At 64.5% G+C, this 25759-nt stretch carries 25 protein-coding genes and 2 riboswitches; of the genes, 11 read left to right on the forward strand and 14 right to left on the reverse strand.

Features of this window, described 5'->3' with window-relative positions:
* Positions 1 to 18: 18 nt before the first annotated feature.
* From ACSVIE_RS11625 to ACSVIE_RS11645, 5 genes are all read right to left on the reverse strand, one after another.
* Positions 19 to 519 (reverse strand): HNH endonuclease, encoded by a 501-nt coding sequence (locus tag ACSVIE_RS11625; RefSeq protein ID WP_426006178.1) that lies wholly within the window; start codon positions 517 to 519, stop codon positions 19 to 21.
* Between the two features lie 248 nt (positions 520 to 767).
* Complete coding sequence (locus ACSVIE_RS11630) at positions 768 to 1541, reverse strand: NlpC/P60 family protein (RefSeq protein ID WP_442423919.1); 774 nt, start codon at positions 1539 to 1541, stop codon at positions 768 to 770.
* Between the two features lie 99 nt (positions 1542 to 1640).
* On the reverse strand, positions 1641 to 2384 hold the full coding sequence (locus ACSVIE_RS11635) for a C40 family peptidase (protein ID WP_426006176.1): 744 nt from the start codon (positions 2382 to 2384) through the stop codon (positions 1641 to 1643).
* Positions 2385 to 2388: 4 nt separating this feature from the next.
* Positions 2389 to 2548: riboswitch (cyclic di-AMP (ydaO/yuaA leader) on the reverse strand.
* Positions 2549 to 2694: 146 nt separating this feature from the next.
* Positions 2695 to 3525, reverse strand: a complete 831-nt coding sequence (locus tag ACSVIE_RS11640) for a M23 family metallopeptidase (RefSeq protein WP_426006175.1) — start codon at positions 3523 to 3525, stop codon at positions 2695 to 2697.
* Between the two features lie 4 nt (positions 3526 to 3529).
* Positions 3530 to 3769: riboswitch (cyclic di-AMP (ydaO/yuaA leader) on the reverse strand.
* A 202-nt stretch (positions 3770 to 3971) separates the two neighbouring features.
* The gene (locus tag ACSVIE_RS11645; protein ID WP_426006174.1) at positions 3972 to 4667 is read right to left on the reverse strand and encodes a metal-dependent transcriptional regulator; all 696 of its coding nucleotides are present in this window, start codon (positions 4665 to 4667) and stop codon (positions 3972 to 3974) included.
* Between the two features lie 303 nt (positions 4668 to 4970).
* On the opposite strand from ACSVIE_RS11645, the gene serC reads away from it, so the two are divergent.
* Positions 4971 to 6101 carry a phosphoserine transaminase gene (gene serC / locus ACSVIE_RS11650; protein ID WP_426006173.1) on the forward strand — a complete coding sequence of 377 codons (1131 nt, stop codon included), beginning with the start codon at positions 4971 to 4973 and terminating at the stop codon, positions 6099 to 6101.
* A gap of 79 nt (positions 6102 to 6180) precedes the next feature.
* Here the strand turns inward: serC and ACSVIE_RS11655 are convergent, their stop codons facing one another.
* Together ACSVIE_RS11655 and ACSVIE_RS11660 are read right to left on the reverse strand one after the other, a co-directional pair.
* Positions 6181 to 6828 (reverse strand): DUF3027 domain-containing protein, encoded by a 648-nt coding sequence (locus tag ACSVIE_RS11655; RefSeq protein ID WP_442423920.1) that lies wholly within the window; start codon positions 6826 to 6828, stop codon positions 6181 to 6183.
* Between the two features lie 7 nt (positions 6829 to 6835).
* Positions 6836 to 7219 (reverse strand): cold-shock protein, encoded by a 384-nt coding sequence (locus tag ACSVIE_RS11660; RefSeq protein ID WP_216926040.1) that lies wholly within the window; start codon positions 7217 to 7219, stop codon positions 6836 to 6838.
* A 262-nt stretch (positions 7220 to 7481) separates the two neighbouring features.
* On the opposite strand from ACSVIE_RS11660, the gene ACSVIE_RS11665 reads away from it, so the two are divergent.
* From ACSVIE_RS11665 to ACSVIE_RS11685, 5 genes are all read left to right on the forward strand, one after another.
* Complete coding sequence (locus tag ACSVIE_RS11665) at positions 7482 to 7697, forward strand: hypothetical protein (protein WP_442423921.1); 216 nt, start codon at positions 7482 to 7484, stop codon at positions 7695 to 7697.
* A gap of 116 nt (positions 7698 to 7813) precedes the next feature.
* Entirely contained in the window at positions 7814 to 10267 is a 2454-nt protein-coding gene (locus tag ACSVIE_RS11670; RefSeq protein WP_442423922.1) for a helicase-associated domain-containing protein, read from the forward strand.
* 38 nt (positions 10268 to 10305) lie between these two features.
* Positions 10306 to 11982 (forward strand): DNA repair helicase XPB, encoded by a 1677-nt coding sequence (locus ACSVIE_RS11675; protein WP_426006169.1) that lies wholly within the window; start codon positions 10306 to 10308, stop codon positions 11980 to 11982.
* A gap of 186 nt (positions 11983 to 12168) precedes the next feature.
* Positions 12169 to 12642, forward strand: coding sequence for a hypothetical protein (locus ACSVIE_RS11680; RefSeq protein ID WP_442423923.1), 474 nt, complete (start codon positions 12169 to 12171; stop codon positions 12640 to 12642).
* A gap of 11 nt (positions 12643 to 12653) precedes the next feature.
* On the forward strand, positions 12654 to 15005 hold the full coding sequence (locus tag ACSVIE_RS11685; RefSeq protein WP_442423924.1) for a multicopper oxidase domain-containing protein: 2352 nt from the start codon (positions 12654 to 12656) through the stop codon (positions 15003 to 15005).
* Positions 15006 to 15080: 75 nt separating this feature from the next.
* Here ACSVIE_RS11685 and ACSVIE_RS11690 read toward each other — a convergent pair whose 3' ends face one another.
* Both ACSVIE_RS11690 and ACSVIE_RS11695 read right to left on the reverse strand, forming a co-directional pair.
* Positions 15081 to 15323 (reverse strand): hypothetical protein, encoded by a 243-nt coding sequence (locus ACSVIE_RS11690; RefSeq protein WP_442423925.1) that lies wholly within the window; start codon positions 15321 to 15323, stop codon positions 15081 to 15083.
* Positions 15324 to 15410: 87 nt separating this feature from the next.
* A complete protein-coding gene (locus tag ACSVIE_RS11695) occupies positions 15411 to 16334 on the reverse strand; it encodes a LysR family transcriptional regulator ArgP (protein ID WP_442423926.1) in 924 nt (307 codons plus the stop codon).
* Positions 16335 to 16403: 69 nt separating this feature from the next.
* Here ACSVIE_RS11695 and ACSVIE_RS11700 point away from each other — a divergent pair, with 69 nt between their 5' ends.
* The 4 genes from ACSVIE_RS11700 (at position 16404) to ACSVIE_RS11715 (ending at position 19689) form a co-directional block, all read left to right on the forward strand.
* Positions 16404 to 17054 (forward strand): LysE/ArgO family amino acid transporter, encoded by a 651-nt coding sequence (locus tag ACSVIE_RS11700; protein ID WP_442423927.1) that lies wholly within the window; start codon positions 16404 to 16406, stop codon positions 17052 to 17054.
* An 80-nt stretch (positions 17055 to 17134) separates the two neighbouring features.
* Positions 17135 to 17845: a response regulator transcription factor gene (locus ACSVIE_RS11705; protein ID WP_426006163.1), complete on the forward strand. Its 711-nt coding sequence runs from the start codon at positions 17135 to 17137 to the stop codon at positions 17843 to 17845.
* 2 nt (positions 17846 to 17847) lie between these two features.
* Positions 17848 to 19293, forward strand: a complete 1446-nt coding sequence (locus ACSVIE_RS11710; protein WP_426006162.1) for a sensor histidine kinase — start codon at positions 17848 to 17850, stop codon at positions 19291 to 19293.
* A gap of 105 nt (positions 19294 to 19398) precedes the next feature.
* Positions 19399 to 19689 carry a WXG100 family type VII secretion target gene (locus ACSVIE_RS11715; protein ID WP_426006161.1) on the forward strand — a complete coding sequence of 97 codons (291 nt, stop codon included), beginning with the start codon at positions 19399 to 19401 and terminating at the stop codon, positions 19687 to 19689.
* A 94-nt stretch (positions 19690 to 19783) separates the two neighbouring features.
* Here ACSVIE_RS11715 and ACSVIE_RS11720 read toward each other — a convergent pair whose 3' ends face one another.
* The 5 genes from ACSVIE_RS11720 to ACSVIE_RS11740 form a co-directional block, all read right to left on the reverse strand.
* A complete protein-coding gene (locus ACSVIE_RS11720; RefSeq protein ID WP_442423928.1) occupies positions 19784 to 20863 on the reverse strand; it encodes an RNase H family protein in 1080 nt (359 codons plus the stop codon).
* A 189-nt stretch (positions 20864 to 21052) separates the two neighbouring features.
* Entirely contained in the window at positions 21053 to 22678 is a 1626-nt protein-coding gene (groL, locus tag ACSVIE_RS11725; RefSeq protein ID WP_426006159.1) for a chaperonin GroEL, read from the reverse strand.
* Positions 22679 to 22985: 307 nt separating this feature from the next.
* Complete coding sequence (locus ACSVIE_RS11730; RefSeq protein WP_426006158.1) at positions 22986 to 23189, reverse strand: cold-shock protein; 204 nt, start codon at positions 23187 to 23189, stop codon at positions 22986 to 22988.
* A gap of 155 nt (positions 23190 to 23344) precedes the next feature.
* Positions 23345 to 23965, reverse strand: coding sequence for a LytR C-terminal domain-containing protein (locus tag ACSVIE_RS11735; protein WP_442423929.1), 621 nt, complete (start codon positions 23963 to 23965; stop codon positions 23345 to 23347).
* 48 nt (positions 23966 to 24013) lie between these two features.
* The gene (locus ACSVIE_RS11740; RefSeq protein ID WP_426006156.1) at positions 24014 to 24349 is read right to left on the reverse strand and encodes a DUF3263 domain-containing protein; all 336 of its coding nucleotides are present in this window, start codon (positions 24347 to 24349) and stop codon (positions 24014 to 24016) included.
* Between the two features lie 108 nt (positions 24350 to 24457).
* Here ACSVIE_RS11740 and ACSVIE_RS11745 point away from each other — a divergent pair, with 108 nt between their 5' ends.
* On the forward strand, positions 24458 to 25225 hold the full coding sequence (locus ACSVIE_RS11745) for a uracil-DNA glycosylase (RefSeq protein WP_442423930.1): 768 nt from the start codon (positions 24458 to 24460) through the stop codon (positions 25223 to 25225).
* The last annotated feature ends 534 nt before the right edge of the window (positions 25226 to 25759 follow it).

Raw genomic sequence — 25759 nt, forward strand, 5'->3', positions numbered from 1 at the left:
GAGCCCGGCGGAAATCGATCAGGCAGCCGACTCCGGCAACAAGAACGGATCCCAGTCCGGTGCAGGTTTCTCGAGTTCCTTGATCTGCCACGTAGTTCCTGTGGGAACGCCGGGCGTGAAACGGAGTTTCCATCCCATCTCGGCGAGTGTGTGGTCGCTCTTGGCGTTGTTGCATTTCAAGCACGCCGCAACCAGGTTTTCCCAGGAATCCGCGCCGCCCCTGGACTTGGGGTGGACGTGGTCTATGGTGTGTGCTGTTTTGCCGCAGTAAGCGCAACGGTGTCCGTCACGGCGGAGTACTCCGCGGCGGCTCACAGCTGTGATCCTGTTGTAGCGGGGACGGATGTAGCGGTTAAGGAGAATCACGGTGGGGCGACCCAGGATTTCCTGCGGCCCGACGACAGGCTCGTCGCCTTCGGCCACTACGCTTGCTTTTCCGGCCAGCACAAGGACCAGCGCCCGGCGGAAAGTCACTACCGCCAGCGGTTCATATCCAGCATTCAGAACGAGTGTGCGCATGCACGTACCTCTTCACGGCCGCACCCGTCAGGGGCACGAGGGCCGGCTGCCCTCTGCATGTACGGGCTGTGGATCGACAAGACAAGGGTAAGCACTTATATGCCATATCAACGAATTATTCTGTTGATTCCCCTGTGGTGTCGGTCAATGTTCACGTGCGGGACACCTGTTCCCGGGCAAACGTGGCGGCGTTAAAACGAGGAAACCCCGCAGGCGCTGTGCCTGCGGGGTTCCCTTGGGATGATCGATCAGCCGTTGACCCGGATGAAAACGGGGCCTGAGCCGACATTTGCACTGAACAGTGCGGTGGTGGATCCGTTCCATCCGCCGTGCACTGCCATGCCGTTGCCGACGTAAACGGCAATGTGTGCCATTCCGCCGTAGCCGCCGTTGGCGTAGTAGATCAGGTCTCCCGGCTGCGCTTCAGCTGCGCTCACCGTGCGTCCCAACGAAAGGTAGCCGGCCGGCCAGTCGTGGAAGTTGATTCCCACCGCCGCAAGGGAGTTGGTCACCAGCATGGTGCAGTCCTGCGTGACACCCAACTGTGCGTAGGCTGCCGCGGCGATCGCGGCACCCAGGCCGCTGGAGGCGGCGGGAGCCTTGGTGGCAGGGGCCGCAGTGCTGACCGAAACATTGGCCGCACCGGACTGCGTGGTGGCACCGGAAGCGGCTTTGGTTTCAGCCTTTGCGGGAGCCTTCTCCACCACGGGAGCCGGAGCTTCAACCGTCGTGACGACGGGGCGCTCGTAGGAGATGGCCACGGTGGAATCGGCTGCAATGGTTACCTGGGCAACGGCCTGCACGTCGAGTGCCGTGGTGGCGGTGGACTCGCGCTGGATGTTGGTGTCGGCCGCGTTGGCAGCAACACCACTGGTCAGGACCAGGCCTGATGCAGCGGCGATAACGGCTGCCTGGCGGCCAACGCCGCCTGCATTGCCGCTGACGGCCTTGGCGATGACGGCGATGGAGCTGGTCTTGGGGGCCTCAGCGCGGTGCCGTGCATTCTTGTTTGCACTCGTCATGGTTACTCTCTTTTGTCGTATCCGGACGCGGTTGGGGACGCGTCCGGTTCGGCAGGCCAGCACTTGGGGGGCATGCTGGCTTGCCCCGAACGGGATGTGCTAGCCGAGGGTGTAGAACGAGGAGCTGCCGGTGGAAGCCACCGAGTGGAGCAGCGTGCCCTGGCTGGGGTTGAGGGCGCTGATCATCATGCCGTTGCCAACGTAGATGCCCACGTGGGCTCCACCGTTCTGCATCACCAGGTCACCGGGAGCCGGCGTGCTGGTGGGCTTCATGGCGGTCCATGCGTTGACGCGGGGGATGCTGATGCCGGCCTGGGCGTAGACCCACTGGGTGAAACCTGAGCAGTCCCAACCGTTGGGGCTGGTGCCGCCCCAGACGTAGGGGTGGCCAATGCCGGTGTAAGCAATGGCGGCGAGGCCCGAAGCGGCTGCGCTGGAAGCGGAGTCCTTGGCCTTGGAAGACTGGGCCGTCACTGCAGCACCGCTGGTGGAACCACCGTTGCCGGCCTGCGTGCGGGTGGTCTGGGAAGCGCGCTGGACCTTGGGGGCTTCCTTGGTGGCCACGACGGGGCTTTCGAAGGAAACCGTGGCGGTGGGCTCGGCGGTAACCACTGCGGTGGTCACGAGCTGCTGGGTGCTTGACGATTCCGACTTGGAGACGTCGGTGTCAGCTGCCTGGGCGGGCATTCCAACGCTGAGGACAAGTCCTGAAGCTGCGGCCAGAACGGCGGCCTGGCGTCCTACGGTGCCTGCATTGGTGGAAACAGCCTTGGAAAGGTTGTTCAAAGGGTTCGTGCGAACCGTTTCGGCGCGGTGGCGCGCAGGGGTAGTGCGTGAAGACACGAAGGTAGCCTCTCCCAATGCCTGCGAGGTGAGCTGTCGGATTCGGATGGGAGTCATCCGGCCGCTCCGCTTCAAGGAAGCTTTGCGACTTAACCCCTAGGCCTTCAAAAAAGGCCGGAAGTGGTTCCCCCGCCCCTGCCAGACGAATTTTGCGAACGGACCCTGGATGGTGGCAGAGCTAGGCAATCCACCCAAGTGCATCGGCTCCCTGGAAGCCGATGCGATTTAGACGGTACAACAGAAGTGCTTCAATGTCACATTCAGATCACGGGGCGTGTCACAAATGCGAGAGACGACCATCGGCTGTGGCTTAGAGCCAACCCATGGGGTCAACGACTTCGCCGTTGACCTGGACCTCGAAGTGGAGGTGGCAGCCGGTGGAGGCGCCGGTGGTTCCGCTCAGGGCAACAGTGTCTCCGCGGCTGACGGTCTGGCCGACCTTGACGCTGAACGACGACAAGTGGTTGTACGTGGTCTCGAGGCCGTTGCCGTGGTCTACCACCACGCGGTTGCCTCCACCGTACTCGTGCCATCCGGCGAACGTGACCTTGCCGGCTGCTGCCGCATGGACAGCGGTGCCGCACTGGGCCACAAAGTCCTGCCCGCGGTGGAAGTCGCCGGCGCCGCCCGTGAGCGGGCTGATGCGGTAGCCGAACGGAGAAGCCGTGCTGAGCGTGTCCAGCGGGCTGCCCAGGCTGCCGACGGATGAGGCACGCTGGATGCTCTCGGCCGACTGTGCACTCAGGAGCTGCTTGAGCTTTCCGTCAGGATCCGCCGCAGTAGCAACGGCTGCGCGGCTGAAATCGATCTTGGCCGACGCTTCCGCGGAAACCTCGGGCTGGCTGCCGCCCGCGACTGTCAGCGCGGCCTCGGTCTGGCCCGACTCGGAGGTGGCCATCACCGGGCTGGTGGCCGGCAGACCGACAGTCAGGGCAAGGCCGGTGGCGGCAAGCGCTACACCGGCTTTCTGCCCGACGCCACTGGCTGCGGCGAAGTCGGCAACCTGGCGCAACGGGCTCTTACGGCGGCGCACCTGACGCTGGGTGTCGCGGGGCCGGATCTCCGTTACGACGCGGGCTGGCCGCAGCTCAGTAGCGGGGCCGGTCGCGCGTCGGCGGCCCCTGGCGTTCTGCGATGTCAAACTCTGTTCCTCTCTGAAAAGCCTGCGAAGTTAGCTGTCGGATTCGGATCAGAGAGTTCAGACCCGGCCCGCACAAAGCGCACACGGCACACAGGTATCCCAGGAGGGACTTGCGTCAGTAGGCACTTCTGCTGCGGGCTTCACCCCAAGGCTGCTTCTTTAGACAGCCGCTTGTGGTTCCCCCGCCTCTGCCAGTGGTGGATGGCACACCTGATCTGCTGGCAGAGTTCGGCTCCAGATCAGGTAACGCTTTGGTATCAGCGCTAGTAGATAACTATAGGGGATTAAAGCCCGCAGTAATAAATTCGTTATCTACAGAAACGGGGCGTGGCGGAGCGAGCCCATACCACTTCCTGCGGAAAAGTGCAGGTCACACGCTGGCGCTGATCCCAAAGGTGAGATCCGCCACCCCGCCGGACGCGCCGGGCGGTGCCCCGGGCATGAGTTCAGTTGACGGCGACGAAGACGTGCGCTGCGACTTCCGGCGGCAGCTCCAAGGCGCCTTCGATACCGGGTACGCGGACCGAGATGTATTCACCCACGCGTTCGAGCGAGACGGCAGCGCCCGGGCGGATGCCGCCCTCGTCAAGCTGGGTCAGGAGCTCGGGCTCCACCTGGATGGGCTCGGCCAGGCGACTCACCACGACACGGGAGTCCGAAGCGTATCCGTCCATGGCCTGCAGGAGGTTGACATCACCGCGTTCCAGCGGCTGGCCACCCAACCCGCCCAGTGCTTCCAGGCCGGGAATCGGGTTGCCGTACGGAGATTCAGTGGGGTGTTCCAGGAGTTCGTAGAGCCTGCGCTCCACCCGCTCGCTCATGACGTGCTCCCACCGGCACGCTTCATCGTGGACGTAGGCCCAGTCCAGGCCGATCACGTCGGCAAGGAGGCGTTCAGCCAGGCGGTGCTTGCGCATGACCTCGGTGGCGCGCTTGCGGCCGACCTCCGTCAGTTCCAGGTGGCGGTCATTGGAGACAACCACCAGGCCGTCGCGCTCCATGCGGCCAATGGTCTGGGAAACCGTGGGGCCTGAGTGGCGGAGGCGTTCGGCGATGCGTGCGCGAAGAGCAACAATGTTCTCCTCTTCAAGCTCCAAAATGGTCCGAAGATACATCTCAGTGGTATCGATCAGATCCGTCATCCAGCTCAGCTCTCCTCGAACGCAGTTCTTGCGTAATCTCCACCGTACCGCGTCCCGGGCAAGTCCGTCGGTGCACAACCTCCGGCTCAGGAACGCCAAACCTTAGCCTAGCTTATTTGGAATTACTCTTGATAATTTCACTCTGCGACCGGGGCCCTCGGAGCCGGCGCCGTTCCACGTGGCGGACTATGACAGCCGGAGGTTAGTGCCCGCCCTCCCCGTCAGGCAGAATTGGGGAGTCGAAGGGGCAGCTGATGCCACCTGCCACCTCCCCATCTTTGACCGAAACACATTGGAGCCACCGTGAGCGACAACAGCATCACCATTCCCGCCGACCTGCTGCCCAAGGACGGCCGCTTCGGTGCAGGACCGTCCAAGGTCCGCCCGGAACAAATAGAAGCCTTGTCCGCTGCAGCGAAGAACATCCTCGGCACCTCCCACCGCCAGGCTCCGGTCAAGAACCTTGTGGGCTCGGTCCGCGAGGGCCTCAGCCAGTTCTTCCGCGCGCCCGAGGGCTACGAGGTTGTCCTGGGTGTGGGCGGATCCACTGCGTTCTGGGATGTTGCTGCGTTCGGCCTGGTGGAGAAGAAGGCCCAGCACCTCTCCTTCGGCGAATTCGGTTCCAAGTTCGCTTCGGCCACCAACAAGGCCCCGTTCCTGGACGAGTCCTCCATCATCAAGTCCGAGCCCGGAACGCGTCCCGCGCCCAGGGCAGAGGCCGGCGTGGACGTCTATGCCTGGCCACAGAACGAGACCTCCACGGGCGTTGCCGCGACGGTCAAGCGCGTGGACGGCGCCGATGAGGGCTCACTGGTGCTGGTGGATGCCACCTCCGCTGCCGGCGGCCTCGACGTTGATGTTGCGGAGTCGGATGTCTACTACTTCGCACCCCAGAAGAACTTTGCCTCGGATGGGGGCCTGTGGCTGGGCCTTTTCTCCCCCGCTGCTCTGGAGCGGGCAGCCCGCATCAAGGCCGGCGGCCGTTGGATTCCCGACTTCCTGGATCTCCAGACGGCCATCGACAACTCCAAGCTGAACCAGACGTACAACACTCCGTCCCTGACCACCTTGGTCACCTTGGACGCGCAGGTCCAGTGGCTCAACAGCAACGGCGGCCTGGACTTTGCCAGCAAGCGCACGGCCGATTCCGCCAGCCGCGTGTACTCCTGGGCCGAAGCCTCCGAATACGCCACGCCGTTCGTCGCCAACGCCGAGGAACGCTCAAACGTCATTGCAACCATCGACTTCGACGATTCGATCGATGCCGCTGCCATCGCCAAGGTGCTGCGCGCCAACGGAATCGTCGACACCGAGCCTTACCGCAAGCTTGGCCGCAACCAACTCCGGATTGCCACCTTTGTTGCGATCGAGCCGGACGACGTTTCCGCCCTGCTGGCGAGCATCGACTACGTGGTCGGGGAACTGAAGAAGTAAGAGCACACAAAAGCGGCGCTGGCCAGGATCTCCCGGCCAGCGCCGCTTTTGTGTTTATGGGCGTCAGGTTTGCTGAGCGTCAGTTTTGCTGGCCTTGCGGCGCGGCTTCAACGTCCTCAAATGCCGTGTCCGGCTCGTCGGACTCGTCGTCGTCGTCTTCGTCCGACTCAGCCTGGACCGCCTCGTCCTCGGCTGCCTGGACGGACTCCTCGGAGATTTCGTCGGTGGTCTCCTCCACCAGCGGTGTTTCATCTTCGGGCCGGACCCGTTTGGCCCAGGGCACCCACTCCGGCGCCAGGATGGAGTCGTCGGAGGGCAGGAGACCGAGTTCGCTGACGGTGACAACCTTGGAACGCGAATTGCGGGTCACCACTGCGAACCACTGCCAACCCCCATAACCGGGAAGCCTGGATTCGAAGAGGTGGGTCACCACGCGTTCACCTTCGGACTTTGCTCCCAGATGCTCACCGATCTCAGCCGGCTTTGCGATGGTCTGCACTGCCTCCCGGGCAACCCCGACGGCGGCAGCCAGGAAGGCGTCCGGCTTGCCTGTGCGCCACACCGGTACGCCTGCGCGCGGCTTGGCCGCGGCCGGCCTCCGCCCGGCGGCTGCCCCGTTTCCGGGAGCCGTCACGGTCCCAGGAGCCTGGCCGTCGGCAGCGGCGTCCACGGCGGTGGCCTGGACGTCCTCTCCGGACGTCGTGTCCTGCGCGGATTCCGATGTCATGGCGTTCCTAGGCTTCCAGCTCGTCGGCAACCTTGCGCAATGCCATGCCGATGGCCTTTGCCTTGTTGCCTTCGGGGTACTTGCCGGAGGACAACGTACCGGACAGGTTGTCCAGGACCGTCACAAGATCCTGTACCAGGGGTGCCAGATCCTTGGCGTTCATGCGCTTTGCCTTGGCAATGGAAGGAGTCTTGTCCAGGACACGCAGGCCTAGGGCCTGCGCGCCGCGGCGTCCGTCAGCCACGCCGAACTCCACACGCGTACCGGCTTTCAGCTCGGTGACGCCTGCGGGCAGGGACGTCTTGGGCAGGAAAACTTCCTGGCCGTCTTCGGCCGCGAGGAATCCGAAGCCTTTTTCCTTGTCATACCACTTGACCTTGCCGGTGGGCACCTAATCAACCTTCTTCGTTCTTGCAATGCGGAGACACGCCCAGCCACCACCGCATCCACAGGGTTCTGCGGGATCAGGAGTGACGGCTCGGTCCGTGTTGGTCTGTTCCTTCAAGGTTATCCTGCCTGGCCCCCTATTCCCGCTTCCCCGTGCCCGAACGCCGCCTGTCCCGGCCGGGCCACCGTCATGCCGGCGTCACAGTAGGCGCGGGATGCTGCGCTGACGGGGCGTGTGAAGTGGCCGCTGCTGCTAGCGTTGGGGTATGACTTCCCCGGGTTACCGCCGCCCTTTGACGATCATTGCCGCCGTGGTGGCAGTGCTTTCCCTGGCCGCTGTCGGAGCCGTGATGGCCATTGCATCAAGCGGCGGGCAGGCTCCCGCCTGGATCATGTCAACGGCCCTGTACGGCCTTCCGGTTGCGTTCATGCTGGCAGCAGTGATCCTGGTGGACGCCGTCCGCCAGCGCCGCCGCCACTAAGTTCCGCTGTCTGCCGGACACGGGCCGGACAGTTCGTAACCAGTCCCGTGCCGGGCGGCTGCGACCAGTAGCCACAGGACAGGCAGGACCGGCCCCATGGCGGTAACGTTGGATTGATGTCCCTCATTCGCGCGCTCAGCAAGGAACTGGAAGCGCGCAGCGACAATTCGCTGCGGGCTCTGTTTGCCGCGCGGCCGGACCTCATCACCCCCATGGCACCTGATTTCGCCGCCCTGGCTGCCCGGGCCAGCGCCCGGGTCAGCGTCCAGCGCGCCCTGGAGCGGCTCACCAAACCCGAGATGCAGGTCCTCGAGGCGCTGCACCTGTGCACCAACACCGACACGGGGCACAGCGTCCCGGCAGCCGGGCTGAAGAAAGTCATCGCCGGGTCCACGCTCTCGGCGCTCGAACCCATCCTGCTGAAGCTGCAGGAACTAGCCCTGGTTCACCGGGCCGACCCGCCCGCCGGATCGAACGGCAACCCGCGCCAGCGTTTCTACCTTCCTGTCGGCAGCCTGAAGGACGTGATCGGTATCTACCCGGCCGGTTTGGGCCGCAGTTATACCGAACTGGTCCGGCTCCAACCGGCCTTTGCACAGCGGGCGGTCCAGTTGGTGGGCGAACTCCACCAGCACGGCCTGGGGATCCAGCCGGCCAGCACGCCTATGGATGCGGCCCTTTCCCTGCAGCGGTGGACATCGACGCCTGAAAGCGTGCACGCCATCCTGTCCACAGCTCCGGAGCGGACGGCCGGCCTCCTGGAAAAGTTCGGCAGCTGGGCCATGGGCGCGGTTCCCCAAGCGCAACGGCGGGCCTCCGTGACCCACGAAAGTGCCGACGTCGGACCCGTTGACTGGCTGCTGGCCCGCGGTCTGCTGGTCCCGTTGGATGCCGGCCACGTTGAGTTGCCCCACAGCGTGGGGCTTGCCCTCCGGGGCGGCGCGATCGTGAACGACTTCACCTTGACTCCACCGGTCCCCGAGCTCGGGCACACCAGTGCGGCCCTGCGGCGGAACGCTGCGCTCGGCGCGATTGCCGAGACCTTGCGGTTGACCGGCGAGATCCTGTTTGCCGTCCGGGAACAGCCCTTGGCCACGCTGCGCAGCGGCGGTGTGGGGGTGCGGGAACTGCGCAGGCTCGCCGAATCCATCCGCTGCGGGGTTCACGAGAGCGCCATCCTGCTGGAATTCTGTGCCCTGGCCGGCCTGTTACGGCTGGATGTGGACAGCTCCACGTGGGTGCAGCCGCCATCGCTCGAATGGCTGGCGCTGTCCCGCCAGGAGCAGTGGCTGTGGCTCGTGAACGCCTGGCTGGCCAGCGAGCGCGCCCCGTCCATGGTCGGCCAGCCAATCGGGGGCTCGGGAGGACACCAGGGGTCGGCCGCCACCACCATCAATGCCCTGTCCGCTGAGGCCCAACGGCCGGACGCGCCGGTGGTCCGCCGCAGGGTACTGGAGATCCTCAACGAACTCACGGTGGAAGCGGCGGCCCCCGACGGGAAGGCACCCGTTCTGGACGCCCGGGCAGTTCTTCAACGGGCCGAGTGGGCGCAGCCGAGGATGTCACGGCGTTTCAGTTCGCTGGTGCGCGGCATTCTCGAGGAAGCGACGCTGCTGGGCCTGATGGGGTCAGGGGCCTTCACCCAGCCCGGGTCGGCAATCGCCAACGGCCAGCCCGAGGAAGCCCTTGCGATCCTCGGCGAGCACCTCCCCGCTGCCGTGAACCACATCCTGCTGCAAGCGGACCTCACCGCAGTGGCGCCGGGCTACCTCGCGCCCGAGCTCAGTGAAACCCTGCTGCTGATGGCTGACGCTGAAGGGCAGGGTCCGGCATCCATCTACCGTTTCTCTGCCGGATCCATCCGCAGGGCGCTCGACGCCGGCCAGGACGCCGAATCGCTGTTGACGTTCCTTCGCGAGCACTCGGCCACCGAGGTGCCCCAGCCGCTGGCGTACCTCGTTCAGGACACTGCCTCACGCCACGGCCGGCTGCGGATCGGCAGCAGCGCCAGTTTCATCCAGAGCGATGACGAGTCCGCGATCGCCGAACTCCTGCTTGAGGCCCGGACGTCAGTCCTCAGCCTGGTGCGCATTGCCCCGACCGTGCTGACATCCTCGGCCAGCCCCCGCGAAACTGCCCGCGTCCTCCGCGAGCTGGGACTGTCACCTGCCGTGCAGGAGGCCGAACCCGCCGTCGTGCGCTTCAAGCGGACTACCGCGGTGCCAGGCAGCGGCCGCCCGGTCTACACTGCTCCGCGGACGGCTCCGCCGGATGACGACGTCGAAGCGCAGTTGTCGGTCCTGCGGCAACATGGCGGGGTCCCGGCCGACGGAACGGGCGAAGCGTCCACCCAACTGGGCCTGGAGACCCTGCGGAAGGCGATCCGACTCAAACAGGCCGTCACCATGAACGTGGTGGACAGCTTGGGGAATGCCAACACGGAGACAGTTGTTCCTGTTTCCGTCTCCGGTGGGCGCGTCAGGGTCTTCGACCCGGGCAAGGACACCGAGCGGGTACTGTCCATCCACCGGATCATTGATGTTGAACCCGCAGGAGACCTGCACACCTAACAGCGCTCCCGGGATGCCGGGATAGTGAGGAACCAAGAGTGACCGACGGTCCGCTGATCGTACAGAGCGACAAAACCATCCTGCTGGAAGTCGACCATGAGCTTGCCACCGAGGCGCGGCACGCCATTGCGGCCTTCGCGGAGCTCGAACGCGCGCCCGAACACATGCACAGCTACCGGCTCACGCCCCTGGGCCTATGGAACGCGCGGGCGGCAGGCATCGATGCCGAGCAGGTCCTGGACACCCTGCTGAAGTATTCACGGTTCCCGGTTCCGCATGCTTTGCTCATCGACATCGAAGAGACCATGTCCCGCTATGGCCGGCTGCGCCTGGAAAAGGACCCCCAGCATGGGTTGGTGATGCGCACGGATGACTACCCGGTGCTGGAGGAAGTGATCCGGGCCAAAAAGATCGCGCCGCTGCTGGGACCCCGTATCGACGGCGAAACCGTGGTGGTGCACTCCTCCCAGCGCGGCCAGTTGAAGCAGCTGCTGTTAAAGCTCGGTTGGCCCGCCGAGGACCTGGCCGGCTACGTGGACGGGCAGCCGCACCTGATCATGCTGGACGAGTCCGGTTGGCAGCTGCGGCCCTACCAGAAGGTGGCCACGGAAAACTTCTGGGCCGGCGGCAGCGGCGTCGTCGTCCTTCCCTGCGGGGCGGGCAAGACACTGGTGGGCGCCGCAGCCATGGCGACGTCCTCCACTACCACGCTCATCCTGGTAACCAACACCGTGTCGGCGCGCCAATGGAAGGATGAACTCCTCAAGCGCACGTCCCTCACGGAGGACGAGATCGGCGAATACTCAGGGGCTGTCAAGGAAGTCCGGCCCGTTACCATCGCCACGTACCAGGTACTCACTACCAAGCGTGGCGGCCTTTACCCCCACCTGGAACTGGTGGACGGCCACGACTGGGGCCTGATCATCTATGACGAAGTCCATTTACTCCCCGCCCCCATCTTCCGCATGACAGCGGATCTGCAGGCCCGGCGCAGGCTGGGCCTCACCGCGACGCTTGTCCGCGAGGACGGGCGGGAAGGCGAGGTATTCAGCCTGATCGGCCCCAAACGCTACGACGCACCGTGGAAGGACATCGAATCCCAGGGTTACATCGCCCCTGCCGACTGCGTGGAAGTGCGGGTGGACCTCCCCCGGGATGAACGCGTTGCCTACGCGATGGCCGATGATGCGGACAAATACCGGCTCTGCGCCACGTCCGAAACCAAGACCGGCCTGGTGGAACGGATCGTGGAAGCCCACCGCGGGGAACAGCTGCTGGTGATCGGGCAGTACATCGACCAGTTGGACGAGATCGCCGAACGGCTGGACGCACCGCTGATCAAGGGCGAGACCAGCGTCAAAGCGCGGCAGAAACTCTTCGATGCTTTCCGTGCCGGAGAGATCCAGACCCTGGTGGTTTCCAAGGTGGCCAACTTCTCGATCGACCTTCCCGAGGCCTCGGTCGCCATCCAGGTATCCGGTTCGTTCGGATCCCGCCAGGAAGAAGCCCAGAGACTTGGCCGGCTCCTGCGTCCCAAGAAGGACGGCCGTGCCGCGCGGTTCTACTCCTTGGTGGCCCGTGACACCCTGGACCAGGAATTTGCCGCGAAACGCCAGCGCTTCCTGGCCGAACAGGGCTACGCCTACCGGATCATGGATGCCAAGGACATCGGCAACGACGTAGGGACCGGGCGCGATACAGGAACGGATGAATAACCCGCTTCCCCTTGCCAACAATCTCCAGCAACTTTACGATTCGGAATGTAGCTCTCCGCCCGAATGGGCTGCCCCTGGTCCAGGCAGCCCGGCGGCCAGTCGTCGGCAGTGGGGGTAGCCCGCAGCCAGGGTGCCGGCGATTCAAGGCCTTGAAGAATCTGTGAAGTCATTGCCAGAGGATTCCCCATGCGTAAGACCCTCTTGGTCCTTGCGGCCATCATCTTGTTGTCATCACTTGCCCAATTGTTGTTTGCCGGATACTTCCACTTCCAAAACACCATCGAAGCCCAGCGTGAAGCCGGGGTCTACCACGTGGTGAACGGCCAGTATGTGCTGCGCTATACGGCCCTGCTGGCGGTCATCGTTGCCGCGATCGCCCGGCTGGGTTCCAGGACCATCTGGCTTGCTGCCGGGATCTTCCTGCTGACCTGGTTCCAGTTGTTCATCTTCATCATCGGCGGAATGCTCACCGGTTCCTCCGAAGATTTCATTACGCCGTCAGGCTCCTGGGTGGCAGCAATCCACCCAGTCTCCGGATTGCTGATCATCTTCATGTCCTACTGGCTGTTCAACCGGGCACGAGCCGCTGCGCTCAACCCGCAACCACTGCCGCCGAGGACCAAGTCACCTGATGCTTCGGCATCGTCCGCTGCTTCCTGACCTGCGCGGCAGTGAACACCGCGCAGTTGCTGGCAGCTGACCTGGTGCTGGCGGTCGCGGCTGCCGCCACCTGGACAGCCGCTGCTTGGCAGACGGTCTCTGCCACCTCACCACGACGCCCCCGCCTGCCCCTTGCGGCGGACGATGGGCCGACGGTGGGGAACCGGCCGGTGCCGGCCGGGCCGGTGACGGCCGGGCCGGCAGTGCGGGCCCGGCCGGCAGTGGGGGCCGCGCCGACGGCGGCGAACCGGCCGGTGGACATTGCCCTGCTGCTGACTGCCGCCGCCGTGATTGCCACGACGGCCCGGTATGCCCTGCTTCCCGCCTTGGCGGCGGGCGGCTGGTGGTTTGCGAACGAGCGCATCACCGTCAGCCTGCCCCTGACCGCCCTTCCCGCGGCTTGGGCCGCGATGGCCGGTGTTCCGTACTTGCTGAGGAGACGGAACACCGGCTCGGACTCTCACGAAGGCGCCGCCCCACCTGCCATCGACGGCACCCCGGGAAAGGAAGCAGCAGTCCTCTCGCTGACAGCGGCGGCCGCTTCTGCCCTGGCTTCCCTGGCTGTGATCCTGGTGCTGGGCCCGTTCCCGGCTCCATGGACGGTGGTCGTACTGCTGCTGCTGACCGCAGGGGTGGTTCTGCTGGTGCGGCTTGCCCTCTTCAGTGGCACATCCCGGAAGAAGAACACGGGCCTTGCGGCCAACCCATCCGTTCGGCGACCTGTTGGGGCGCGGCGTGGACAGGGGTGGGGTGGATTTGGGCGGCGTGGCCGCCCCAAGCCCGCTGCAGCCCTGGCAGGACTGATGGCCTGCACCCTCCTGGGGTCCGGTGTCTTCGCGTGGCTTGGCAGCCGCTCGGCCGATGGCGCCGTGATCGCGGCAGCCGTGGGACATCACGACGGCGGGACGGCACCAACCGTCGTTGGCCCCACGCCGGTGACTGCCCTCCTGGGCAACGCGCCCAGTGACGCCGTGGTCCGCCGTTACGAGGTCACCGCCCGGACGGAAACAGTCACCTTGCCATCCGGGCAATCTACCGAAGCGTGGACCTTCGGAAGCCTGCCGGGCCCTGCCCTGGAAGCAGACCTCGGCGACGTCATGGAAGTCGAACTCAAGAACCGCGACGTCGCTGCCGGAGTGACGCTCCACTGGCACGGCTACGACGTTCCCAATGCCATGGACGGCGTAGCCGGGGCAACGCAGGACGCTGTGGCTCCGGGAAAATCGATGACATACCGTTTCGTGGCCGCACAACCGGGTACGTACTGGTATCACACGCACCAGGATTCAGCCGAGGGAGTCCGCAAAGGGCTCTATGGCACGTTCGTCGTGCACGACCCGACCTTGCCGCGCGCAGACAAGGACATAGTGGTGGCCGGACACGACCTCGACGGTCTGGGGATGCTGGGCTCCTCAGACCGTACCAGCGAACATGGGGCGGTGCCGGGCTCCACCGTCCGGGTCCGCCTCATCAACACCGACTCCCTGCCGCAGCGATACCTGGTGGAGGGCACTGCGTTCAAGGTTTCGGCGGTGGATGGTACTGCCGTGAACCAGCCACCAGACGTCTCAGGCAAGCTCCTGCGTATCGGCGCCGGTGGCAGGATCGACATCGACTTCACGATGCCCGCTGCCGCGGTGACCATCCGTTCGGACTCTGCGGCCAGCGCCGCCGTCGTCGTTTCACCGGGGCCTCCCGCCGGCAGTCCTCCCGGGGATCCGGCCGGCAGTTCTCCCGGGGAGCCGGCCGGCAGTTCTCCCGGGGAGCCGGCCGGCAGTCCTCCCGGGGAGCCGGCCGGCAGTTCTCCCGGTCAGCCGGCCGCGGGGCAGCCGGCTGAGGCGATTCCGGCCTCAGTGTTTTCCACGACTCCCGTGCTGGACCTACTCCATTACGGAGTCCCTGCGGCGGACGCCAAGACCATTCCGGATATCACCCGGGAGGAAGTCGTGGTGCTGGACCGTCAGTTCCGGTTCGTGGACGGCGTGCCGCGGTACGCCTTCACTGTCAACGGTGCTGCCTATCCCCTGGTGCCTGCCATGGAAGTGGCCATGGGCGACACCGTCAAGGTCACGGTGGTCAACAGGACCGCCGAACCCCATCCCATGCACCCCCATGGCCACCACGTGCGCGTCCTCAGCAGGAATGGCCAAGCTCCCACCGGTTCGGCGCTTCATCTGGACACTGTGGATGTCCAGCCCGGCGAGGTTTGGGAACTACTCCTGGAGGCCAACAATCCCGGCATCTGGATGGACCACTGCCACAACCTGGAGCACGCCGCAGAAGGCATGATGATGCTGCTCAAGTACGAGGGAGTGTCGTCGCCGTTCGTGCACGGTGGGCACGCGAACAACCGCCCCGAGTAGGCAGCCGATCGCTGCGGCAACCGCATCTTGGGCTGGTCACCGATCAGCGCGCAGGCGGCCGTCAGGCGACGGCCGTCAGGCGACCAGGCGAAGGTGCCCCTGGACGGCTACTTCCTCAACCACTGCCCAGCACTCATCGTCATGGAGCTGGAGGTTGGCGAAGCGTTCGGCGGAGGCCTTGTCTGCGAACTCCTCCACCCGCGTGAGGCGGGAGTGGCAGTCGAAATAGCACACGTGGTACTCGTAGGCTTCCGAACCAGCCGGTGTGGTCGGTGCGTTCTTTGATGCTTTGTTGCTGGGAACTGTTTGCTGTGCCATGTCTTCAGTGTGGACGGGGGCACTGACATTTTTTTAAGCATCCGTGGGCGTGTTCAAAATTTGGCGGGATTTACCCGCCTGGCCCCTTCAGGCCTTGCGAAGATACCGGCCGGACACCTTCCGGACAGTCTGGCTCAGCACATCAAGCATCACTGATTTCGTCTTCCATCGCTGCCAGTAAAGCGGTACATCAAACGGACGTTCAGGGGCAAGCTCGATCAACCGGCCATGGTCGATGTCCTGCCGGCATTGGACCTCCGGAATGAGTCCCCAGCCCAGGCCCAGCCGGATGGCATCACCGAAGTCCTGCGAAGCCGGCACGTAGTGGCGCGGGCCCCGGCGCTCCATCCGTCCTGCACCGGGTGCCGTGGGCCACGAAGATACGAAGGCCCACTGGTAGGTGTCCTTGCGGTCAAAGTCCACCGCCGGGACTGTGTTGAGGACGGCACCGTCCAGGCCGCCGGGAAAGCCAGGGAGCCAGCGCTGGATGTAGCGGGGAGCCGCCACAGCCCGGTAACGCATCACACCGAGGCTTTCCACACGGCAGCCCTGCACGGGGTCCGCCGTCGCAGTGACAGCTGCCATGACGGTTCCCGAGCGCAACAACGCCGTGGAGTGCTGTTCGTCGTCCCGGTGGAGGTCGAAGGTCACCCCAAGGTCTTCGGGTACCTCGGCCAGGGCCTGGAGGAACCATACGGCGAGGGAATCTGCGTTGACCACGATCGGCAGGGCGGGTTGGGGACCGTCGGAGGCCAGTCCCAGTTCTGCTCCGGCATCGGCTTCCAACTGCGCCACGTGGTGGGCAAGCCGCAGCACAACCTCGCCCGCTTCCGTGGGCCGGGCAGGGTTGCTGCGCTGGAGCAGGACCCGCCCCGCCGACTGTTCCAGGGCCTTGAGCCGCTGGGAGACTGCCGAGGGCGTGACGTGGAGCTGCCGGGCAGCGGCATCCAAAGTGCCTTCCGCAATCACGGTGGCGAACGTAAGGAGCTGTTCCGATGGAAAGTGTGGCACAAGAATATCTTATGTTGCTGAAGTTTCTTTAGCTGGCCTAATGGGCAGGTGCTGCCTAGCGTTGACAACGTGATAGCTCCGGAACTCCTTCATGCAGCAGGCCTCGGCCTTGCCACAGGTCTCGCCCTCATCGTCGCCATTGGCGCACAAAACGCCTTCGTCCTTCGCCAGGGGATCCTTGGTCAACACGTCGGAGCCATCGTGGCAGCCTGCGCACTGTCCGATGCCGTCCTTATCGCCGCCGGAGTCTTCGGCACAGGTGCGCTGATAACGGCAGCGCCTGCCGCCGTCGTGGTTTTGCGTTATGTAGGCGCGGCGTTCCTGGTGACCTACGGCCTCATGGCGGCCCGGAGGGCATTGCGGCCGCAGGCCCTCACCGCTGAAGGCGGCCCCGCACAGGACGGGAAACCCGCCACGGGGTCAGCGCGTTGCGGACTTGCTGCGGCCCTCGGGACGATCCTCGCGCTGACGTGGCTCAACCCGCACGTGTACCTGGACATTGCACTGCTCGGTTCGCTCGCGAACGCGCAGGGCAGCCCGCTGCAATGGTGGTTCGGCGCAGGGGCCATGGTCGGAAGCATCCTATGGTTCTGTTCGCTGGGCTTCGGTGCCAGGTTCCTGCGGGGATTCTTCGCCAAACCGCGGTCGTGGCGGTTCCTTGACGGCGGCATCGCCGTGACCATGGTTGCGCTTGGCGCCGGATTGGCTTTGGGCGGTTAGGGCGTCCGGCAGGCGACCACGCAGTTGCCTCACATACAGCATCCAGATAACTCACAGAAACTGGGAGCATCATGGGTGTCATGAAAAAGAACGGCCCCGAAGCCAAGCTCCTTGTCGTGGATGACGAACCCAACATCCGCGAGCTTCTCTCCACCTCCCTGCGGTTCGCAGGCTTCGAGGTCGTGGCTGCGTCCAACGGCCGCGAAGCTCTGACCGCAGCAGACACCCACTCCCCCGACCTCGCTGTCCTGGACGTGATGCTTCCCGACATGGACGGCTTCACGGTCACGCGCCGGCTCCGGGCAGCGGGGAAGCACTTCCCCGTCCTCTTCCTGACGGCCAAGGACGACACCGAAGACAAAGTCACCGGCCTCACCGTCGGCGGCGACGACTACGTCACCAAGCCGTTCAGCCTGGATGAAGTAGTGGCCCGCATCCGCGCGGTGCTCCGCCGTACCCAGCCACTGGAAGACGACGACGCCGTCATCCGCGTCGACGACCTTGAACTGGACGACGACGCCCACGAGGTCCGCAGGGGCGGAACGGTGATCGAGCTTTCGCCCACCGAGTTCAAACTCCTGCGGTACCTCATGCTGAACCCCAACCGGGTGCTGTCCAAGGCACAGATCCTGGATCACGTATGGGAATACGACTTCAACGGCGACGCCTCGATCGTGGAGTCCTACATCTCCTACCTGCGCCGCAAAGTGGACATTGACCCAGACGCCGCAGCCCTCATCCAGACCAAGCGTGGCGTTGGTTACGTGCTGCGGACGGCAGAGAAGCGCTGACCTTGCTGCAACGCTGGAAATCGGCGTCGCTGAGGTCCCAACTCGTCGCCATCATCATGGGATTGCTCCTGCTCGCCCTGGCGGCAACGGGAGCCGGTACCCTGACGCTCGTCAAGAGCTATCTGCAGGGCCAGGTTGACGACAAACTGAAGGCCGCAGTGGCGCTGGCACAGGACCAGCAGTCGTTCGACAAACTCTCCGAGCCCAATCCCGCCGTTCCCACCGATTACTCGCTCACGCTCTACGTGCCCGGGCTGGATCCCTACCCGTTCGGTGGAAGGTCCAACGACCGCCCCGCGATCGCCACTATCACTCCCGCCGAAGCGAAGGCCCGCGGCAACACCCCGTTCCAGGTCGCCGGTACTACCGGAAGCAACTGGCGCGTGGTGGCAGTGGGCGTCGTTGCCAACGGCCAGAACGGCGTTGTCATCATCGGCCTGCCGCTGACGCCCGTGGACAAAGTCATGGAACACGCCGTCCTCGTGGTGGTCGGCGTGGGGCTCCTTACTTTGGTGGCAGCCTTCTTCATTGCCACCTGGACTGTGGCCAGATCGTTCCGGCCCTTGGCGCGGGTGGAAAAGACCGCTGCCGCCATTGCTGCCGGCGATCTGTCCCGGCGTGTGGAAATCGATAATCCAAACACTGAAGTCGGACGCCTGGGCGGCTCCCTGAATGCCATGCTGGCCCACATTGAGGCGTCCTTCGCAGCACGCGCAGCTTCCGAGGCGCGCATGCGGCGCTTTGCCGCCGATGCATCCCACGAACTCCGGACTCCACTGGTGACCATCCGGGGATTCTCCGAGCTGTACAGGCATGGCGCCCTGGCCACCCCCGAGGACATCTCAACCGCGATGGGACGCATCGAGAGTGAAGCCAAGCGCATGGGTTCCATGGTGGAGGACCTGCTGTTGCTGGCCCGGCTGGACGAACAGAGGCCCTTGCAGCTCAAACCGGTGGACCTGCAGCTATTAGCCCACGATGCCGTAGTGGACACCCGGGCAACCTCGGGCGCCCGGACCATCACGCTGGTGGGCCTTGACGGCTCATCCCCGGCACCGGCACCGGTCCATGGCGACGAAGCCAAGCTCCGCCAAGTCATCGGAAACCTGGTGGGCAACGCCCTGCGCTACACGCCGGAGGACAGCCCCATCGAACTTGCCGTCGGGGTGCGGACCACCCAGGACGGCGCCGCATCCGTGATCGAGATCCGCGATCACGGTGCCGGCATCCCTGATTCGGAAACCAGCAAGATCTTTGAGCGCTTCTACCGCGCCGATACCTCCCGCACACGGGATACCGGCGGAAGCGGGCTTGGCCTGGCGATCGTGGCTGCCATCGTGGGCAGCCACGGCGGGACCGTACGGGTCACAGAGACCGACGGCGGCGGTGCCACCCTGGTGGTCAGCCTCCCCTTCCGGGAAGAGCCGGCAGAGCTGTTATCCACATAGCGGCGAAAGCTGGTTCTGCCGCTATGGAGCGGTGCCTAGGCTCGTTGATGTGGCCCACGCATTCCTTCCGCATCAGCGGACCATCTTCGTCGAAAGGCACTGCCCATGAGCGTTATCTCCGTAGACACAGAGCTGCTCCAGCTCAAGTCGTCCAACGTCAAGGCCACCGTGGATCGCATCAGCGCGGACGTACAATCCATGAGGCACGGGTTGGAGGAACTCCAGGCAACGTGGAAGGGTTCGGCAGCTGCGAATTTCCAGGCGCTCGTCCTGGAGTGGTCCCTCACGCAAAGCAAAGTGGAGGCCTCGCTCGCGTCCATCAATATGGCCCTGGCCTCAGCGGCCGCGAGCTACCTCGAGGTTGAACAGGGCAATACCCAGCGGTTTGCGTATTAGCACCAGCTGCAAGCCATGAACTCCTGCGGGGCCGGCCGTCTTCCCCCTGTGCGGCCGGTCCCGCAGGTCTGCCCTCAGGACAACCTGACAGGACTCAGCTTTCCGGGGTTCCCTGATGGAACCGCAGCCGCCACTGGCCACGGTCCAGGAGCCAGAGGGAACTGCGCAACGAGGAGCCGGTCGGGGTAGCACCGGAATGGCCGGAACTTCTGTAGTTGAGCAGGATGCTGTCCTCGCTGAGCCTGTCTGCACTGATCAGCTCCAAATCCACAGGTTCGCCCGGGTCTTCCTCGAGGGCAACCATCATCGCGTCCCGGGTCCAGAAGCGTCCTGAGCTGCCGATCTCCGCAAAATCAGGATGCAGCAGGACCCCTATGCGTCCAATGTCGGCGCGGACATCCGGCCTAAGCAACTCGCGTTCCAGTGCCACCACCAGTTCCTCCGCGGGAAGCTCCCGGGCGGCCGCTTCATCCTCCAGCTCACTGAACAGGTCCGGCTGGCCAAAGAATCCTGACTCGCCGAACAGTGCAGGCTCAGGGTGCGGCTGGGCGGCGGACGCGGGGCGGGATTCCGTGACGGTACCCGTGGCGGCACTTGCTGCCAGGGGCACCTGTGCGCCGCTGGACACCGCCTCTGCCGCGCCGGGGGCGATCTTGGATGCCTTCCCGGCGGCCTCAGTAAGAGCTGGATTGCCGGTCTTCGGGAATGAACCACTGAAACCCGGGCCGCTGGGGGCAGCGGTGCCCTGCTGGTAGGCCGTAGCAACAGCCCGGGCACGCTCATCCGCGGCTTCGTTGAGTTCATGGCCTGCGTGGCCCTTCACCCACTCGAAGGTGTACTTGCGCCCTGCGATGGCTTGGTCGATGTCCTTAAGCAGGTCCACGTTAAGTACAGGCTTGCCATCGGCCTTTCGCCAGCCTTTGCGCTTCCATCCAGGCATCCATTTGGTGATGCAGTTGATGACGTACTGACTGTCACACAGGATCCGCAGGTCCTCCTGTGGAATATGGGCCGTCGACCGGAACAGGTCGAGGACTGCCATGAGCTCACCCATGTTGTTGGTGCCGTGCGGCCAACCCCCTGCGCGCCAACAGGAATCGTCAACATACCAGGCCCATCCGGCCGGCCCAGGGTTGCCGAGGGCGGAACCGTCGGCGGCAGCAATAATCGTCATGCGTTTAATCCTGCCAGACCCCACAGACACTGAAACCGCGCCAGCACCCAACTACGTAGCAGTAGATGCCGTTTTGGGCCCTCAAAACGGCATCTACTGCTACTTGGATGGGACGCAGAACGGCGGCCCCCACCCGAAGGTGAGGACCGCCGTCGTACGTGCTAAGCGTGACGCTGCAGTACAGGAGGCTTAGAAGCCGCCCATGCCTGCCATCTCGTCGCCGCCCGGAGCCGGAGCGTTCTTCTCAGGCTTGTCAGCAACAACAGCCTCGGTGGTCAGGAAGAGACCAGCGATGGAAGCAGCGTTCTGGAGTGCAGAGCGGGTCACCTTGACGGGGTCGTTGACGCCTGCGGCCAGCAGGTCCTCGTAGGCACCCGTTGCCGCGTTCAGGCCGTGGCCGGAAGGCAGTCCACGAACCTTGTCAGCAACAACGCCCGGCTCGAGGCCGGCGTTGAAAGCGATCTGCTTGAGCGGAGCGTCGATGGCAACCTTGACGATGTTGGCACCGGTAGCTTCGTCGTTTTCGAGGCTCAGGTTGGCGAATGCCTTGGCACCGGCCTGGATGAGGGCAACGCCACCACCGGCAACAATGCCTTCCTCGACTGCAGCCTTCGCGTTGCGGACTGCGTCCTCAATGCGGTGCTTGCGTTCCTTGAGCTCAACTTCGGTTGCGGCACCGGCCTTGATGACTGCAACGCCACCGGCCAGCTTGGCCAGGCGCTCCTGCAGCTTCTCGCGGTCGTAGTCGGAATCGGAGTTCTCGATCTCGGCGCGGATCTGGGCAACACGGCCCGCGATCTGGTCGGCGTCGCCCGCACCCTCAACAATGGTGGTCTCATCCTTGGTGACAACAACCTTGCGGGCGGTACCGAGGAGTTCCAGACCGGCATTCTCCAGCTTGAGGCCAACTTCTTCGGAGATGACCTGGCCGCCGGTGAGGATGGCGATGTCGGCGAGCTGGGCCTTGCGGCGGTCACCGAAGCCCGGAGCCTTGACGGCCACGGACTTGAAGGTGCCACGGATCTTGTTGACGATCAGGGTGGCAAGAGCCTCGCCCTCGATGTCTTCGGCGATGATCAGCAGCGGCTTGTTGGACTGCATGACCTTCTCCAGGACTGCAACGAGTTCCTTCACGTTGGAGATCTTGGAGTTGACGATCAGGATGTACGGGTCTTCGAGGACCGTTTCCTGGCGCTCTGCATCGGTGACGAAGTAAGCGGAGATGTAGCCCTTGTCGAAGCGCATGCCTTCGGTGAGCTCGAGTTCCAGCCCGAAGGTGTTGGATTCCTCGACCGTGATGACGCCTTCCTTGCCCACCTTGTCCAGGGCTTCGGCGATCAGGCTGCCGATTTCCGGATCGCCGGCGGAGATGGAAGCCGTGGCTGCGATCTCTTCCTTGGTCTCGATTTCCTTGGCGGAGGCCAGGAGTTCGCTGATGACGGCGTCAACCGCCTTCTCGATGCCGCGCTTGAGGGACAGCGGGTCAGCGCCGGCTGCAACGTTGCGCAGGCCTTCCTTGACCAGTGCCTGGGCGAGGACGGTTGCGGTGGTGGTACCGTCGCCAGCGACGTCGTCCGTCTTCTTGGCAACTTCCTTGACCAGTTCCGCACCGATCTTCTCGTAAGGATCGTCCAGCTCGATCTCCTTGGCGATGGAAACGCCATCGTTGGTGATCGTGGGGGCGCCCCACTTCTTTTCGAGGACGACGTTGCGTCCACGCGGGCCGAGGGTAACCTTGACGGCGTCAGCAAGGGTGTTCAGACCCCGCTCGAGGCCGCGGCGTGCCTCTTCATCAAATGCAATGATCTTGGCCATAACGGCGGTAGTCCTTTCGGGACAGTCGTTAAGAAGGTACCTGTCGGATGGGATGCCCGCGACGGACGGTCCTTTGCTTACGGCCTCTGTATGCCCCGCGCGCCGGACCTCATCCCACCAAGGTGTTTCTTGGTCCTCCCCCGCACCAACTGCAGGGAGCGCCGGCCGAAGCCGGTACACCGTTAGCAGTCAGCACCAAGGAGTGCTAAATCAATAATTAGCACTCGACCGTGGAGAGTGCAAGCAGGGGCGCCACCCAGAGCCACAAAATTCCGTGTATTCAGCCAAGAGCGGAGGCGCGGTACTGTCAGGCGACGCGGACACTTTCTGCTTGGGGGCCCTTTTGTCCTTCTCCGAGCTCGAACTCCACCCGCTGGCCTTCCTCGAGGGCCCGGTAGCCTTCCATCTGGATAGCGGACCAATGTACAAAGACGTCGTCCCCGGAATCATCAACAGTGATGAAGCCGTACCCTTTTTCGGCGTTGAACCATTTCACGGTTCCCAAAGCCATGATGCCCACACTTTCACAGTAGCCAAGACCGGTGGCCGGGATCTCCGGACCGGAATCAATCCACTGTAACCACAGTCACTGTCGTGGCGCTGCGCTGCGGGCCGGGGGCTGCTGTTTTGTTATTGAGGCTTAACCGGAACGATGGGCAGCAAGTGCTACTGGTAGCCCGGGCCTACAACAACCACCAGGGGCTGCTGGACGTCCGGGGACTCCACCACGTTGGTGATTCCCAGGAGCGTGGCCAACGCGTCAGCATTGGCCTTTTGCCCGGGAGCGTTGTAGAAGATCACTGATGCCTGCTGCGGAATGCCGCCCCAGTTGCCCACCGTGCCAAGTGCCCAACCGTCACCTTGCACCAAACCGGCCACGCGGCCGGCAAGGCCGGCCGTGGAGGTGCCGTTGTACACAGCAACGGCCGTGGTCTTGTCCAGAGGCGCACCGGACGGGGTCGCGGAGGGAGTGTCGGACGGTGTTTCGTTGGGCGTGGGTTCTCCGGAAGCCACGGAAGCACTGCCAGACTCAGTCGGCGAAGCGGAAGGTACGGCAGAAGTTTCCTGGGGTGCCGGCGTCGAAACGCTGGACGAAGCGCCGGGTGCCACCAGTCCCAGGCGCGGAAGGATGAGGAACGCAACCAGGCCGAGCACCAAGGCCACGGCGCCGACGGTCAGGATCGGCCAGAGCGAAGGGCGGGACGTTTCCTGGGCATCGCGGTGCACGCCTTGCCGGGTGCTGTTTTGCGGAACCCGGTCGAATTCATCCTTGGCAAATTTGGTCATGGTGAAGCGTTGTCCTTGCTGGTTGCTGCTGACGGTCAGCCTGGCGGTTTACGCGTCGGACCCCAAGCGGCGCGCTGTCCGCGCGCGTTGGCGGGACGTACGTAGTCTACGCAGTCTCTTGACCAGCATGGGATCGTGGGCCAGCGCTTCCTCGGTATCGATCAGCGCATTAAGGATCTGGTAGTAATGGGTGGCGGACAGGTCGAACAGCTCCCTGACCGCTTGTTCCTTGGCCCCGGCGTACTTCCACCACTGGCGCTCCAAGGCCAGCATCTGCTGGTCCCGCTCACTGAGGGGCGAATCGCTGCGGACGCCCACCGATAGGTCATCAAGAGCAAAACCGGTGGTCTGCTGCGCCATTGGTTCCTGTGCTGGTTCTGCCATGGCACACTCCTTGGACGCTGGTTGGCGAAAATGTCTCACCCCCATGTTACGGGTGAATAACAACGGTGTCATTCACAGCCCCCGGGCACAGCGATGGACAATGGCTGGATGACTGGCGAGCATGCACTCTTCGACCTTGAACCTGCAGGCACCTCCGGGCCGGGTTTCGATGCCCTGCCGGACCTGCCGCTGGAAAGCCTGGTGGCTGCCGATTGGGCCGACGCCCTGCGCCCCGTGGAACAGGAGCTCCGCAGCGCGCTGGCGTTCGTTGCAGGGCAGGCAGCCGGCGGGGTCCAGGTCCTTCCGGCCGCCAGCAACCTCCTTCGGGCCTTCCGCACCCCTTTGGCGGACGTCAAGGTTTTGATTCTGGGCCAGGACCCGTACCCGACGCCAGGTCACGCCGTCGGGCTTTCCTTCTCGGTGTCGCGCCAGACGAGGCCCATCCCCCGCAGCCTCGCCAACATCTACCGCGAACTCCACGACGACCTCGGCCTGCCGCCCCGGATCCACGGCGACCTCACCGCCTGGAGCGAGCAAGGCGTGCTGCTGCTGAACCGTGTCCTCAGCGTCGCCGCCGGCAGCGCAGGCTCGCATCGCGGCAAGGGCTGGGAGGCCATTACGACGGCGGCAGTCACCGCAGTCGCCAACCGCACCGACACAGCGGGCCGCCGGAGCCCCCTGGTGGCCGTCCTCTGGGGGAAGGACGCCGAGGGTGTCGGGCCGTTGTTGAACGGTGCGCCCATTGTGGCGTCCGCGCACCCCAGTCCGTTGTCTGCTTCGCGGGGATTTTTCGGCTCCAAGCCCTTCAGCAGGGTCAATCAACTGCTGAAAGAACAAGGCGCCGAACCAGTCGATTGGGAGCTCCCGGTCCTTTAAGCCCTTGGCGGCTCCTCTCTCACATCCCATCAGTGTCCGTCTAACGGTGGATTCGGGTGGTGGCGTGTAAGTGATTCTGCCTTCAAGGTTGATGCCGAAGGCGCATAGTGGCGGTTTCCGTACTGCTGTCCATCGTGCTCTGCTTTGTGGGGCGGGAATGAGTGAGACAGCGGGTGAAAGCCAACCAAAGGTAAAGGTTCGACGACGCCACCGACGCAATTCTCGGGCCGCGCCCTTTTCCGCCGCGTGCACCCCAGACGACTTCGGGCCGCGCCCTTTTCCGCCGCGTGCACCCCAGACGACTTCGGGCCGCGCCCTTTTCCGCCGCGTGCACCCCTAACACCGGACGCGTGAGGCGGAAATGGGTGCGGCGGCGCGGGACGGGGAGGTGAGGTGAGAGAGCATCCGCAGAAATCGGTGTTTAGGTGAGAGAGCATCCCCGGAAACCGGTGTTTAGGTGAGAGTGCCCCTATGTTTTTCGTCAAGCTGTTGATGGGTGTTTTGGTTGGTAGAGGGTGCTGTCGCGGAGCATGG

The sequence above is a fragment of the Paenarthrobacter sp. NCHU4564 genome (assembly GCF_052156435.1).
Lineage (GTDB): Bacteria > Actinomycetota > Actinomycetes > Actinomycetales > Micrococcaceae > Arthrobacter.